Genomic DNA, 13,310 nt, shown 5'->3' on the forward strand with positions numbered 1-13,310 from the left:
GCCTGCTTATAACGCGGGGCGCCTTGCGCGCCCCGTCGATTGGTAAAAGACTGGAATCAGATGGCTTTCAGAGTGCCCTTGGGCAGGGTGGCAGCGATTGCGCCCTTCTGGATCTTCAGCTCTACGGTGTCGGACACTTCGATAACAACGAAGTCATCAGTCACTTTGTTGATCTTGCCCGCGATACCGCCGGTAGTGACGACTTCATCACCCTTCTGCAAGTTGCCCAGCAAGTTCTTTTGCTCTTTGGCGCGCTTGGCCTGTGGACGCCAGATCATCAGGTAGAAGATGACCAGAAAGCCGACCAGAAAAATCCACTCGAAGCCACCGCCCATAGGGCCTGCAGCGGCAGGGGCAGCCGCATCCGCGAAAGCGGAAGATATGAAAAAGCTCATTTAACACTCCAGTTGCATATTTTAATAATAGGAAGCGAAAGACCGGATATCGCTCAGGCCAATAACGGCGTCGCAAGCCCGCGTTTGGCATAGAACGTGTCGACAAAGGCGGCCAATGTACCTTGTTGAATAGCCTCGCGCAAACCAGCCATAAGCAGCTGGTAATGGCGCAAATTGTGGATCGTATTGAGCATGCTTCCCAGCATTTCGCCGCACTTGTCCAGGTGATGCAGGTAAGCGCGGGAGAAGTTTTTGCAGGTATAGCAATCGCAGGTCGGATCCAGCGGCGACTCATCGTAACGATGGAACGCATTACGGATTTTCAGAACACCGGTGTCGATGAACAGATGACCGTTGCGCGCATTGCGCGTAGGCATCACGCAGTCGAACATGTCGACGCCGCGGCGCACACCTTCAACCAGGTCCTCGGGCTTGCCTACACCCATAAGGTAACGAGGTTTGTCAGCCGGCATGCGGCCCGGCAGGTAGTCCAGCACCTTGATCATCTCGTCCTTGGGCTCGCCGACCGACAGGCCGCCGATCGCCAGACCGTCAAAGTCCAGCTCGTTCAGGCCTTCGAGGGAGCGCATGCGCAGGTTCTCATGCATGCCGCCCTGAACGATGCCGAACAGCGCCGCCGTGTTTTCGCCGTGGGCGATCTTGGAGCGCTTGGCCCAGCGCAGTGACAACTCCATGGAGGTGCGCGCAACCTCTTCATCCGCAGGATACGGCGTGCATTCGTCAAAGATCATCACGACGTCGGAGCCAAGGTCGCGCTGAACCTGCATCGACTCTTCAGGCCCCATGAACACTTTTGCGCCGTCAACCGGAGAGGCGAAGGTCACGCCCTCCTCCTTGATCTTGCGCATCGCGCCCAGGCTGAACACCTGGAAACCGCCGGAGTCGGTCAGAATCGGGCCTTTCCACTGCATGAAGTCGTGAAGGTCGCCGTGACCCTTGATGACTTCAGTGCCCGGCCGCAGCCACAGGTGGAAGGTGTTGCCGAGGATCATCTGAGCGCCGGTGGCCTCGATGTCCCGAGGCAGCATACCCTTGACCGTGCCGTAGGTGCCGACCGGCATGAACGCAGGCGTTTCGACAACGCCACGAGGAAAGGTCAGACGACCACGACGCGCTTTGCCATCGGTGGCCAGCAGCTCGAAAGACATACGACAGGTGCGACTCATGCTTGATCCTCTGGGGCCGATTCCGTCGGGGTGTATTCCCCGGGCGCGGTCGGCGCGGGATTGCGGGTGATGAACATGGCATCCCCGTAACTGAAGAAGCGGTAACCGTGCTCCACCGCAGCCGCGTAGGCCGCCATGGTTTCGGGGTAACCGGCGAATGCCGAGACCAGCATCAACAGCGTCGATTCCGGCAAATGAAAGTTGGTGACCAGCGCGTCGACCACATGGAAAGGTCGACCCGGGTAGATAAAGATGTCGGTGTCACCGCTGAAGGGCTTGAGCACGCCATCGCGTGCGGCACTTTCCAGCGAACGCACGCTGGTCGTGCCGACGGCGATCACCCGACCACCGCGTGCGCGGCAGGCGGTCACGGCGTCGACCACTTCCTGAGTGACTTCAAGCCACTCGTTGTGCATGTGGTGGTCTTCAATGCGCTCGACGCGTACCGGCTGGAACGTGCCGGCGCCGACGTGCAGCGTCACGAATGCGGTCTCGACGCCCTTTTCGGCAATCGCGTCCATCATGGTCTGGTCGAAATGCAGACCTGCCGTCGGCGCCGCCACCGCACCCGCGCGCTGGGCGTACACGGTCTGATAGCGCTCGCGATCGGCATCGTCGTCCGGACGGTCTATATAAGGAGGCAACGGCATGTGCCCGACGCGCTCGAGCAGCGGCAGTACCAGCTCGGCAAAACGCAGTTCGAACAACGCATCGTGGCGCGCGACCATTTCGGCCTCGCCACCGCCATCGATGAGAATCGTCGAACCCGGCTTGGGCGACTTGCTGGAGCGCACATGGGCCAGCACACGGTGCTGATCGAGAACGCGCTCAACGAGGATTTCCAGCTTGCCGCCCGAGGCTTTTTGCCCGAACAGCCGCGCCGGAATTACCCGGGTATTGTTAAAGACCATCAGATCGCCAGGGCGCAAATGCTCCAGCAAATCAGTGAATTGGCGGTGTGCCAGCGCGCCGCTTGGCCCGTCGAGGGTCAGCAAACGGCTGCTGCGTCGCTCCGCCAAAGGATGGCGAGCGATCAATGAATCCGGGAGCTCGAAGGTAAAGTCAGCGACACGCATGATGGGGTTCGTCTAGCAGGGCCGGGAAGTTTAGCCGAATAAGTGAAAATTGACCATGAAACATGATTGACCAACGGTAGGCTCGTCTCTATACTTCGCCGCCATTGAGCCCTGATGGCGGAATTGGTAGACGCGGCGGATTCAAAATCCGTTTTCGAAAGAAGTGGGAGTTCGATTCTCCCTCGGGGCACCAAACAGCAACACCTTCAAGTGGTTACGTGACTTGAAGCACAAAAAAACCGGCCAGATTTGAGCCGGTTTTTTTGTGGGCGGGATTTGGTGGATGCAGGGAGGGACGGGGCAATGGCGCTGCCTTTGACTCATCACGGGCGTCGCAGAAAGCGGTATGCGTTCGCTGTAAATCTGATAGAGCTCAAACCGGCCCTTCCCGGCTGAAGCCGGTCCCACTGACACAACGCGTGTGCTAGCAGGACTTTATCCGGGAAAGCGTGGAGTGTCGCGCGGCAGAGTTGAGCGTCGCACACTCACCTCTTCCCAGCTAAAGCATGCCTCCTGAAATGGCAGGAAATGAGCCTCCCCCCAAAGCGGGTTGACCCGGCGAATAGCCCCCGGTAGCCTGCCCACAACACACTCGCCACACGTCCTACCCAACGGGTAGGGTCCTGCCCGACAGCAGGCGTGCAAAAGGCGAGTTTTTTTCGCCTGGAGTTAGAGCATGGTCAGGAAGACCCCCGTCACCAAGCCACCGTTCACGAAAAGTGCGTTTACCCCGCAGGCGCTGCTCGCAAAGCTCAAAACTCAGGGATTGGTCATCAACGATGACAAAATCGCCCTCAAATACATTTCTTATGTTGGTCACTTTCGCCTCAAAGGGTACTGGTACCCACTGCAGGACGCAGCTAGCAAAAACTTTCTGCCCAGCACGACATTTGAACATGTTGTTAAGCGTTACGAATGCGACCGCGAAATCCGAGCCATCATCATGGAGTCGGTGGAAAGGCTCGAGGTTGCAGTACGCACTGTGATCTGCAATCTGCTAAGCCTGAAGTACTCCCCGCATTGGTATCTGAAAACGGAGATCTTCGCGCCCAAAGGCAAAGTCGGCCTGGGACAAATGCTTTCCAAGATTGAGGGGGAGGTCGAACGAGCGTCTTCCAGGCTGTACATCAAGGCTTATTACGACAACTACGACGATCCGTATCTCCCTCCCAGTTGGGCGATGAGTGAATGCGTAACGCTGGGCACTTGGTCAAAGATTTTTGCGATGCTCAGAGACCCGACTGATCGAAAGGTGATCTCTTCGAAGTTCGGTATAACGCAGGTAGAAGTATTTGAGAGCTGGCTGCACACGCTGACAGTTCTTCGGAACATGGCTGCTCACCACGATCGATTCATAGAAGTCAGAATTTGAGTTTCTCCAACCAATCTGAAGCTCAAACAGATTAAATTCGCTGACAACAAGACAGTTTATGCCTCGCTTACAGTCATCCATGTACTGTTAAACGCTACTGCCTTCAACGGCGACTTCAAAGCCAGGCTGGGTTCAATGGAGGAGCGGTATGGCGCTGCTCACTTCCAGCGAATGGGATTTCCCGAGCATTGGAAGACCGATGCCCGAGGCTGGTAGCCGCCTTTCTTACCTTCAGCAGCGTGCTTGTTCCCTGCGCGTGAGCAAACCGGTCTCTTCCCGGCTGAAGCCGGTCCCACTGACACAACGCACGCTTTTAGTGGGACAGATCACGTGCCCCCCCCCACCCGACAGGAGGTACAGCGGCATTGCGACCTAGCTACCTCAGCCGCGATACCCGCCCCCATCAAAAGTCCTGCGAAGTCGGCCGCAGCACAATCTCGTTAATATCCACATCACTTGGCTGTTCGATCGCGTAGGCAATCGCGCGGGCGACGGACTCTGCCGGGATCGCTTGTTTGTAGAACTCTTTGACCACATCCGCGCTCGGCTGATGGCCGCTGCCCAGTTTCAACTCGGAATCCACCGCTCCGGGTTCAATGGTGGTTGTGCGGATCTTGCCGCCGACTTCGTGCCGCAGGCCGTCGGAGATCGCGCGAACGGCGTATTTGGTGCCGCTGTAGACGGAGCCGCCCGGGCTGAAGACTTTGATGCCAGCCCCCGATGAGATGTTGATGAAGTGGCCGGAGCCCTGGGCTTCGAACTTCGGCAGTGCGGCGGCGATGCCGTAGAGGACGCCATTGATGTTGATGTCGATCTTGTCGGCGTGCGCCGAGGACGACCCTGGCGCCCAGTTTTGCCAAATGCCGCCCGATGGCTTCGCCGTATCTGGCCGGTTTCCTCCAGCCTCCGATGCAGCTACATCCCGGCCTGCGTATCGAATTGAGCCTGGATGACCAACTCACCGATGCTGTCGGGTCGAGGATCGATATCGGCATTCGTATCGGCACGGTTCGGGACAGGCGCTACATCGCCCGGCCAGTCGCGCATGTGCCGTTGAAGATCGTCGCCTCGCCGGCATTGATAGCGGCAGTTGGCATGCCGGCCTCGCTCGACGAGCTTAAAGAGCTGCCGCTGTCGGCGCTGATCGATCGCAACAACGGACGACCCTGGCCGTGGTTTCTGTCGGAAGGCCAGAGCTATTTGCCGCGCTCCCCCGCCTTCAGTTGTGATGACCCGGAGACTGAGCTGGAATTTGTGCTGGCGGGCGTCACGTTTGCGCAGATGCCCCATTACCTGGCCGAGGCGCACCTGCGCGACGGGCGTCTGATCGAGGTGTTGCCTAATGCCGCGCCGCCGCCCATGGACCTTTCCGTGTACCGAACGCAGTCAGGACCGGTGCCGAGCAGGGTGAGAATTGTCTACGATCATCTGATCCAGTGTCTGGGAGACCCGCAGACCTTCCCCTGACGGCGCAGCGACGGAGGATTCGACTTACAGCGACCGAACCGATGACGACCGGCTTCGGTCGAACGCCGTGCGATGCCCCAGAGGCGCGCACACTGCTGGATGCTCCAGCGGTCAGCCATTCACCTAAAACCACCGGCCTTCCATGTTCGAACACATCGACTTCAACTATCTGCTTGCAAACTACGGGTACTGGGCCGTATTCATCGGCTGTCTGCTGGAAGGGGAAACCATCCTGATCCTCGGTGGGCTGGCGTCGCACCAGCACGTACTGCAATGGCAGCAAGTGCTTATCTACGCCACGTTGGGCGGGATGCTCGGCGATCAGATTCTGTTCTGGACCGGGCGCTACTTCGGGCCACGCCTGCTGCCTCGTCTGCACCGCCAGCAAGCGACCATCGATCGCGTGTCCGACCTGATCAAGCGCTACCCCACGGCGTCCATTTTCTCGGTGCGTTTTCTCTACGGCATGCGCTTGATCGGACCTCTGGTCATTGGCGCGAGTCGCTTGTCGCCCATCCGTTTCGCGATCATCAACTTGCTTGGCGCCGCTGTCTGGGCAAGCCTCTTTCTCGCGGCCGGCTATTGGGCGGGCGGTTTCCTGGAGAACATGCTCGGCAACCTGAAACCTTATAAAATGCCGATCTTCCTGGGCGTGGTCGTGTTGGGCGCGGCCGTCGCGTTGTATCGGCACCGTCGGGCGAAATCCCGCCCTGCCCGCCAAGCGGCCAAGCGAGCGAAAGACGTCCCGCCCTCCTCTGCGGGATAACGCTTCCCATCTGCGGCGACCGCCTCTATAACGGCAGACAGGCATTTGACGCAGAGGGATCGACTCGATGAACACACGCATCACCGCCGGTTTGCTGTTGAGCATGGTCAGCATCGTTCAGGCTCAGGCCGCTGAGACGCCGTCGCACCTGGACACCGTCATGCAGAAGGGCCAACTGGCCGTTTGCACCACCGGCGATTACAAGCCCTACACGTTTCTCAGGCCCGACGGCCAGTACGAAGGCATCGACATCGAGCTGGCCCAGTCTCTGTCGCAGAGCCTGGGCGTGAAGATCGAGTGGGTCCCGACCACCTGGAAAACCCTGATGACCGATTTCACGGCCGGCAAATGCGACATCGCCGTCGGCGGCATCTCGGTCACCCTTGAGCGGCAGAAGAAGGCGGCGTTCAGCAGCACGTTGGACATCGACGGCAAGGTCCCGCTGGTGCGCTGCGAAGACGAGTCGAAGTACCAGACCCTCGAGCAGATCAATCAGCCCGGCGTTCGCTTGATCGAACCTCAGGGCGGCACCAACGAAGCCTTTGCCCATGCCTACTTGCCCAACGCCAGCCTGGCCTTCCACGACAACAAGACCATTTTCCAGCAGCTGCTCGACAAGCAAGCCGACGTGATGATCACCGACGCCTCCGAAGCTCTATACCAACAGAAACGCATGCCTGGCCTGTGTACGGTCAATCCGTCGAATTACATGCAGTACGGCGAAAAGGCCTATCTGCTGCCGCGGGATGACGTGGCCTGGAAGGCCTATGTTGATCAATGGCTGCACCTCACAAAGGCCACCGGCGTGTACAAGAAGGTAGTCGGCGAATGGCTGGCGATGCCTGCAGAGTGACCGTGAGCAGCATGCCCGCAAGACTTCGGCACAGGACCCCGCCGTATCCATGAAAACCAACAGAACCATCACTCGCGCGTTTTGCGTCGAGCTGCAGCAAGAGCTTTCCATTGTGGCGGCTCGACGGGAGTACTTTTCTCAAGAGCTCCCTCGGGCGCGTTTCAACTTTCTGTGCTCGTCCGAGCCGTGCCGCGCCCTCGGTGTGAAAATCACCGGGGTTCGCTATGACGTGAAGCCCCAGGAGCATCCGACCTTCGTCGCCGCGCACTACCGGGCCAACCCGAACTACGAACATCACGCCGATTGCGAATGGGTGGATGAAGCGGTCGAAACGGCGGTTGGGCAGGAAGCCGAAAGCGAGGCAGAAAGCGAGCTGCGCAAGGTCAAGCGCAAGCTCGATGATTACATCGACGTCTTTGAGCCGACGATAAACGACCGCGTTAAATCCGGGCCACCCAGAGGCACGCCTGACGACGCGGCGCCGGAGAAGACCGAAGACATCGCGCTCCCTGTCGAGACAATGAAAGCCAAACAGGACAAGCAGAACCGCACCAGCAATCTGGAGCGTCTGGTCGACAGCTTTCGTCAGGCCCAAGCCTCGTTGACCAAGGAAGAACTCGCACTGCTGACCCTGCGCATTCCGGGTCAGGGCGAGGTGTCGTTGCGCGCTTATTTCCGCCACATCAAGTTCGCGCAGCTCAATGACGAGCGTCGTGTGCTGTACGGTGGCGGCCTCGTCGAGCGCTACGGGACAGGCTTCAAGTTCAAGTTCTTCGATCGCCTGCAAGGCAAGCTGGTGACTTTGTACGTGTCACCCTCGCAGATGCAGGCCTACCGCTCCAGCCGCTATCTCAGTGAGCTGCTGAGTCACGCTGACGAGGTGCGATTCTTCACGGTCTTTGCCTTGGGCAAACTGGTCGCCAGCCCTTCCGGGAAGAGCGTCAGCGTGGAGATCGAAGACTTGCGTCATCTGGCCATCGTGCTTGGGCCTTCGAAAGACGCTGAGGAGACTTCTTCAAAAGGTCCGGCTATCTAATACGAAGACTTTCTCCAGCTCGAAAAAAAACCCGGTTTCTCTCGCGAGCAACCGGGTTTTTTGCGTTTCATTCAAGCGACTAAGGCGCTGCGTATGTCACCAACAGCTCCTTAGTTACCTGAAAATCCAGCGACATGGCCACGCTCAAGGCAGTGATCGTGAAGATGGAGAACACGAACAGCTTGCGTGCCCAAACGGTGTCGTCTTTGGCTTTGTAGCCGGTCCAGGCCATGTACAACCAGTACATGCCCATCGCCGCTGCAACGGCCAGATAATTGAGCCCGGCGTAGCCGCCGAAGGTCAGCATCAAGGTCGCCAGCAGGAAAGCCAGGATGTAGATCAGGATGTGCCGCTTGGCGACCCGGATACCACGCTTGACCGGCAGGACCGGAATCGAGGCAGCCCGATAGTCATTGAAGCGGAAAATCGCGATGGCATACGAGTGAGGCATCTGCCACAGGCTGAACATCACCAGCAAGGTCAACGCCGCGAGGTCGAAGGTGTTGCTGACCGCGACGTAACCAATCACGGGAGGCATCGCGCCCGACAGGCTGCCCACCAACGTGCCATGAACCGACCTGCGCTTCAGGTACAGGCTGTAGAAGCCGACGTAGATCACGAAGCCGATCACGGCAAACAGCGCCGCCAGTGCATTGGCCTTGGTGTAAAGCAGGCCGACGCCGACAACGCCCAGCACAGTGGCGTAAATCAGTGCCAGTTTCACTGACACCAACCCTTGCACCAGCACCCGATTCTTGGTGCGCTCCATCTTCACATCGATATCGCGATCGATACAGTTGTTGAACACGCAGCCAGAAGCCACCACCAGTGAAGTCCCGATCACCGCTGCCAGGAACAAGCCGATGTCGACGTGTCCCTTGGAAGCCAGAAAAAAGCCACCTGCCACCGAAAGCACGTTACCGAAAATGATCCCCGGTTTGGTGATTTGGATAAAGTGCTTCAGTGACATCAGGTTTTCCTCACTTCGCCATCATGGCGGTGTGGATGCTGAACATGATCCAGGTGCTCAAGCCCACCAGCAGCACGATCACAAGGCCAGCGAAAGCAAACGCGATCACGTTGTTGCGCTGCGCTGCCGAGCGGTCAAGGTGCAGGAAGTACACCAGGTGAACGATAACCTGCACCACTGCGAAGACCAGAACGACCCACAGCGTGGCCACTTTCGAGATCGTCGGGAACATCACCAGACCGAAAGGAATCGCGGTCAGGATGATCGACAATACGAAACCGACCATGTACGACTTGAAGCTGCCGTGGGCGGCAGGTTCATGGCTGGCAGCGTCATTTGAGTGATGTGAATTCGCCATTTAAATGGTCCCCATCAGATAGACAACGGTGAACACGCAGATCCAGACAACGTCCAGGAAGTGCCAGAACAGGCTGAGCATGCTCAGGCGAGTCTGGTTGGTCCCTGTCAGGCCGTGCTTGGAGACCTGATACATCATGATCGCCATCCAGATCAGACCGCTGGTCACGTGCAGACCGTGGGTGCCGACCAGCGTGAAGAACGCCGACAGGAAACCGCTGCGGTTAGGACCGTAGCCTTCGGAGATCAGCAGGTGGAACTCGTTGATCTCCATGCCGATGAAGCCCAGACCGAACAGGAAGGTCACGAACAACCAGCCCAGAACGCCCGACTTGTTGCCCTTGTGCATCGCCAGCATGGCGAAGCCGTAGGTGATCGAGCTGAGCAACAGGCAAGCGGTTTCGCCAAGCACGTATGGCAGTTCGAAGATGTCGTGGCCCGCAGGACCACCCGCTACGTTGTTAACCAGTACCGCGTAAATGGCGAAGATCGACGCAAACAGAATGCAGTCGGTCATCAGGTAGATCCAGAAACCGTAGATCTTCATCTCGCCGGCGTCATGGTGACCATGGTCGTGCTCGTGGTCATGACCGTGGTCGTGACCCTTCGCACCATCAAATACTAAGTTCGACATTGTTTATGCCTGCTCCAGCTTGTTGACAGGAGAGTTTGTCTGGCCATTGCGAACCTGAGCCAGGATCGCGTGTTGCTCGCCTTCGATGCGTGCCACTTCGGATGCAGGAACCATGTAGCCCTGATCGTCACGTGCAGCGTGAATCACGAAGTACACGATGGTACCGATCAAGCTGACGGCAGCCAGCCAGAAGATGTGCCAGATCATCGCGAAACCGAAGACGGTCAGCAGGAGGCCCATCACCATGCCCGTCGCCGTGTTGTTCGGCATGTGGATGTCGGAGTACTTGGCCGGAACCTTGTACGCCTCGCCATCACGCTTGGCGGCATAGAACGGGTCGATCTCGTTGGCTTTCGGCATTTCTGCAAAGTTGTAGAAAGGCGGTGGCGAAGAAGTGGACCATTCCAGAGTGTGGCCATTCCATGGGTCACCGGTCAGGTCGCGGTTCTGCTCGCGGTCACGGATACTCACGAAGATCTGGATCAACTGACAGGCGATACCGATAGCGATCAGCAACGCACCAACGAACGCGACGTGCAGGTACGGCGTCCAGTCCGGGTTGTCAGTGGTGTTCAGACGACGGGTCATGCCCATGAAGCCCAATGCGTACAGCGGCATGAAGGCGACGTAGAAACCCGAGATCCAGAACCAGAACGCTGCCTTGCCCCACTTCTCGTTCAGCGTGAAACCGAACGCTTTAGGGAACCAGAACGCGAAGCCGGCGATGTAACCGAACACAGCACCACCGATGATCACGTTATGGAAGTGCGCGATCACGAACAGGCTGTTGTGCAGAACGAAGTCGGCACCCGGGATAGCCAGCAGTACGCCGGTCATACCACCGATGGAGAAGGTCACCATGAAGCCCAGGGTCCACATGACAGGCGCGGTGAAGCGCAGACGGCCCTGGTAAATCGTAAACAGCCAGTTGAATAGCTTCACACCCGTCGGGATGGAGATCAGCATCGTCGCCAGACCGAAGAAGGCGTTGACGCTTGCACCCGAACCCATGGTGAAGAAGTGGTGCAGCCATACCATGAAGCCCAGGATCGAGATCGCACCGGAGGCGTAGATCATCGAGTGGTGGCCAAACAGGCGCTTGCCGGTGAACGTCGAGATGACTTCGGAGAAGACCCCGAACGCCGGCAGAATCAGGATGTAAACCTCAGGGTGACCCCATGCCCAGAACAGGTTCACGTACATCATCGGGTTACCGCCCAACTCGTTCGTGAAGATGTGGAAGTCCAGGTAACGGTCGAGGGTCAGGAACGCCAGGGTGCCGGTCAGGATCGGGAACGAAGCCACGATCAGGACGTTGGCCCAGGTGCAGGTCCAGGTGAAGATCGGCATGTCCATCAGTTTCATGCCAGGGGTACGCATCTTCAGAACGGTGACCAGGAAGTTCACCCCGGTTAACGTTGTCCCCAGTCCTGACAGCTGCAGTGCCCAGATGTAGTAGTCCACACCCACGCCCGGGCTATAGCCCAGTTCCGACAGCGGCGGATAGGCAACCCAACCTGTACGCGCGAACTCGCCGACGCCCAGAGACACGTTGACCAGAATCACGCCGGAAATCAGCAGATACAGGCTCAAGGAGTTCAGGAACGGGAAGGCAACGTCGCGAGCGCCAATCTGCAGAGGCACGACGATGTTCATCAGGCCGGTGAAGAACGGCATCGCCATGAAGATGATCATGATCACACCGTGAGCGGTGAAGATCTGGTCATAGTGCTCAGGCGGCAAATAGCCGGGCGAGCCTTCGGTGGCCATGGCCAACTGCGAGCGCATCAGCACGGCATCGGCAAAGCCACGAAGCAGCATGACCATAGCGATGATGATGTACATGACACCGATTTTCTTGTGGTCGACGGACGTCAGCCACTCGGTGTAGAGGTAAGTCCACTTCTTGAAGTACGTGATCAGGCCCACCAGCGCCACACCACCGATCGCGATCATGGCGACCGTGATCATGACTATCGGCTCGTGGAACGGAATCGCGTCCAGACTTAATTTACCAAACATTGTTTACTCCTCTGCCTGCGCAGCTGACTGCTTACCCATGTCCATCCCTTCCGTACCTGCTACTTCTTTCTTCTCATGGACAATCTTGCCCGGCTTCATACCTTCATACTTGTCGATGATGATCTGGAACAGGTTCGGAGTGACCGAGGAGTAGAGTTCAACGGGGTTACGTTCGCTGGGCTTGGCCAGCGCGGCGTATTCGGCCGTTGCCAGTGTTTTAGGTGAATTCTTGACGTCGGCAACCCAGGTGTCGAAATCAGCCTGTGAGGTAGCAGTCGCCTTGAACTTCATGCCGGTGAAACCTGCGCCGCTGTAGTTGGCGGAGATACCATCGAACTCGCCGTTTTCATTGGCGATCAGGTGCAGCTTGGTCTGCATGCCGGCCATTGCGTAGATCTGGCCGCCCAGTGCAGGGATGAAGAACGAGTTCATGACCGAATCGGACGTGATACGGAAATTGATCGGCGTGTTGGCCGGGAACACGATCTTGTTGACGGTGGCGATGCCCTGTTCCGGATAGATGAACAACCATTTCCAGTCCAGTGCGACCACTTCAATGGTCAGCGGCTTGACGTCCGACTCGAGCGGGCGGTATGGGTCCAGCGCGTGGGTGGACTTGTAGGTCACATAGCCGAGCACAATGATGATGGCCAATGGAACCAGCCAGACCACCAGTTCAATCCGGGTCGAATGCGCCCAGTCAGGCGTGTACGTCGCGCTCTTGTTAGTAGCGCGATACTTCCAGGCGAAGATGATGGTCATGAAAATGACCGGCACCACTACCAGAAGCATCAGCAAGGTAGCAGTGATGATCAGGTCACGCTCTTGAACGCCGACATGCCCTTTGGGATCCAGCAGGGTGTAATCGCACCCGCTGAGCAGGAGCATGCTGAAAAGGGCCAAGAAGCCAAAAAACCTGGGGTACCTTTTTTTACTCATCTCACGACCTCTAAAAGCAGCTTTCGCATCGCAGTTGGGTTTCGACCGCCAACACTTCACCCTGCCAGGTGCTGGCAAATGCTTGGATTGAAAAGGGGCCTGTCAGGAAGCATGTGGGCCTCACAACAAATCCGGGTTGAGCTTCGGTTTCTTATTCGAATGGTGGCACCCGCTTATGCGGACCCTATCCCTTGGCGCAGACATTCAGAACGTGACTCAGGAGGCCATTCGAACCG

Annotated in this window: 13 protein-coding genes, 1 tRNA gene and 1 pseudogene; 6 read left to right on the forward strand and 9 right to left on the reverse strand. The window is 58.0% G+C overall.

Translation table 11 applies throughout. The annotated features are described in order from the left end of the window. Positions 1 to 56: 56 nt before the first annotated feature. From yajC to queA, 3 genes are read right to left on the reverse strand one after another with little or no spacing between them, the layout of a single operon-like run. On the reverse strand, positions 57 to 395 hold the full coding sequence (yajC, locus tag BMY98_RS06565; protein WP_037012510.1) for a preprotein translocase subunit YajC: 339 nt from the start codon (positions 393 to 395) through the stop codon (positions 57 to 59). A 53-nt stretch (positions 396 to 448) separates the two neighbouring features. Next, entirely contained in the window at positions 449 to 1,564 is a 1,116-nt protein-coding gene (tgt, locus tag BMY98_RS06570) for a tRNA guanosine(34) transglycosylase Tgt (protein WP_108120867.1), read from the reverse strand. 14 nt (positions 1,565 to 1,578) lie between these two features. Continuing rightward, positions 1,579 to 2,658, reverse strand: a complete 1,080-nt coding sequence (queA, locus tag BMY98_RS06575; protein ID WP_074886366.1) for a tRNA preQ1(34) S-adenosylmethionine ribosyltransferase-isomerase QueA — start codon at positions 2,656 to 2,658, stop codon at positions 1,579 to 1,581. A gap of 108 nt (positions 2,659 to 2,766) precedes the next feature. Between queA and BMY98_RS06580 the strand changes: the two genes are divergently transcribed. Together BMY98_RS06580 and BMY98_RS06585 are read left to right on the forward strand one after the other, a co-directional pair. Beyond that, positions 2,767 to 2,851: transfer RNA gene (locus BMY98_RS06580), tRNA-Leu, on the forward strand. 483 nt (positions 2,852 to 3,334) lie between these two features. Then, positions 3,335 to 4,030, forward strand: a complete 696-nt coding sequence (locus tag BMY98_RS06585; protein ID WP_074886369.1) for an Abi family protein — start codon at positions 3,335 to 3,337, stop codon at positions 4,028 to 4,030. Positions 4,031 to 4,433: 403 nt separating this feature from the next. On the opposite strand, the pseudogene BMY98_RS06590 reads toward BMY98_RS06585, so the two are convergent. Further along, positions 4,434 to 4,844: pseudogene (locus tag BMY98_RS06590) on the reverse strand (SDR family oxidoreductase); the annotation flags it as partial. Positions 4,845 to 4,900: 56 nt separating this feature from the next. On the opposite strand from BMY98_RS06590, the gene BMY98_RS06595 reads away from it, so the two are divergent. The 4 genes from BMY98_RS06595 to BMY98_RS06610 all read left to right on the forward strand — a co-directional run bounded on the left by BMY98_RS06595 (position 4,901) and on the right by BMY98_RS06610 (position 8,152). Further along, the gene (locus tag BMY98_RS06595) at positions 4,901 to 5,497 is read left to right on the forward strand and encodes a substrate binding domain-containing protein (protein WP_074886372.1); all 597 of its coding nucleotides are present in this window, start codon (positions 4,901 to 4,903) and stop codon (positions 5,495 to 5,497) included. Between the two features lie 142 nt (positions 5,498 to 5,639). Beyond that, a complete protein-coding gene (locus BMY98_RS06600; RefSeq protein ID WP_074886373.1) occupies positions 5,640 to 6,263 on the forward strand; it encodes a DedA family protein in 624 nt (207 codons plus the stop codon). A 58-nt stretch (positions 6,264 to 6,321) separates the two neighbouring features. Next, entirely contained in the window at positions 6,322 to 7,116 is a 795-nt protein-coding gene (locus BMY98_RS06605; RefSeq protein WP_425438848.1) for a transporter substrate-binding domain-containing protein, read from the forward strand. A gap of 49 nt (positions 7,117 to 7,165) precedes the next feature. Next, positions 7,166 to 8,152: an ATPase gene (locus BMY98_RS06610; RefSeq protein ID WP_074886379.1), complete on the forward strand. Its 987-nt coding sequence runs from the start codon at positions 7,166 to 7,168 to the stop codon at positions 8,150 to 8,152. 79 nt (positions 8,153 to 8,231) lie between these two features. Here BMY98_RS06610 and cyoE read toward each other — a convergent pair whose 3' ends face one another. The 5 genes from cyoE to cyoA are packed head-to-tail and all read right to left on the reverse strand — an operon-like array spanning position 8,232 to position 13,074. Next, entirely contained in the window at positions 8,232 to 9,122 is an 891-nt protein-coding gene (gene cyoE / locus BMY98_RS06615; RefSeq protein ID WP_074886382.1) for a heme o synthase, read from the reverse strand. A gap of 10 nt (positions 9,123 to 9,132) precedes the next feature. Then, positions 9,133 to 9,480, reverse strand: coding sequence for a cytochrome o ubiquinol oxidase subunit IV (cyoD, locus tag BMY98_RS06620; protein ID WP_074886385.1), 348 nt, complete (start codon positions 9,478 to 9,480; stop codon positions 9,133 to 9,135). Further along, on the reverse strand, positions 9,481 to 10,113 hold the full coding sequence (locus BMY98_RS06625) for a cytochrome o ubiquinol oxidase subunit III (RefSeq protein ID WP_074886388.1): 633 nt from the start codon (positions 10,111 to 10,113) through the stop codon (positions 9,481 to 9,483). 3 nt (positions 10,114 to 10,116) lie between these two features. Continuing rightward, entirely contained in the window at positions 10,117 to 12,135 is a 2,019-nt protein-coding gene (gene cyoB, locus BMY98_RS06630; protein ID WP_074886391.1) for a cytochrome o ubiquinol oxidase subunit I, read from the reverse strand. A gap of 3 nt (positions 12,136 to 12,138) precedes the next feature. Beyond that, positions 12,139 to 13,074, reverse strand: coding sequence for a ubiquinol oxidase subunit II (gene cyoA, locus BMY98_RS06635; protein ID WP_074886395.1), 936 nt, complete (start codon positions 13,072 to 13,074; stop codon positions 12,139 to 12,141). Between the last annotated feature and the right edge of the window lie 236 nt (positions 13,075 to 13,310).

Source organism: Pseudomonas graminis (assembly GCF_900111735.1).
Classification (GTDB): Bacteria; Pseudomonadota; Gammaproteobacteria; order Pseudomonadales; family Pseudomonadaceae; genus Aquipseudomonas; species Aquipseudomonas graminis.

Coding starts and splice junctions, on each gene's coding strand:
- yajC (WP_037012510.1), bottom strand. CDS start 395: ATGAGCTTTTTCATATCTTCCGCTTTCGCGGATGCGGCTGCCCCTGCC.
- tgt (WP_108120867.1), bottom strand. CDS start 1,564: ATGTCTTTCGAGCTGCTGGCCACCGATGGCAAAGCGCGTCGTGGTCGT.
- queA (WP_074886366.1), bottom strand. CDS start 2,658: ATGCGTGTCGCTGACTTTACCTTCGAGCTCCCGGATTCATTGATCGCT.
- BMY98_RS06585 (WP_074886369.1), top strand. CDS start 3,335: ATGGTCAGGAAGACCCCCGTCACCAAGCCACCGTTCACGAAAAGTGCG.
- BMY98_RS06595 (WP_074886372.1), top strand. CDS start 4,901: ATGGCTTCGCCGTATCTGGCCGGTTTCCTCCAGCCTCCGATGCAGCTA.
- BMY98_RS06600 (WP_074886373.1), top strand. CDS start 5,640: ATGTTCGAACACATCGACTTCAACTATCTGCTTGCAAACTACGGGTAC.
- BMY98_RS06610 (WP_074886379.1), top strand. CDS start 7,166: ATGAAAACCAACAGAACCATCACTCGCGCGTTTTGCGTCGAGCTGCAG.
- cyoE (WP_074886382.1), bottom strand. CDS start 9,122: ATGTCACTGAAGCACTTTATCCAAATCACCAAACCGGGGATCATTTTC.
- cyoD (WP_074886385.1), bottom strand. CDS start 9,480: ATGGCGAATTCACATCACTCAAATGACGCTGCCAGCCATGAACCTGCC.
- BMY98_RS06625 (WP_074886388.1), bottom strand. CDS start 10,113: ATGTCGAACTTAGTATTTGATGGTGCGAAGGGTCACGACCACGGTCAT.
- cyoB (WP_074886391.1), bottom strand. CDS start 12,135: ATGTTTGGTAAATTAAGTCTGGACGCGATTCCGTTCCACGAGCCGATA.
- cyoA (WP_074886395.1), bottom strand. CDS start 13,074: ATGAGTAAAAAAAGGTACCCCAGGTTTTTTGGCTTCTTGGCCCTTTTC.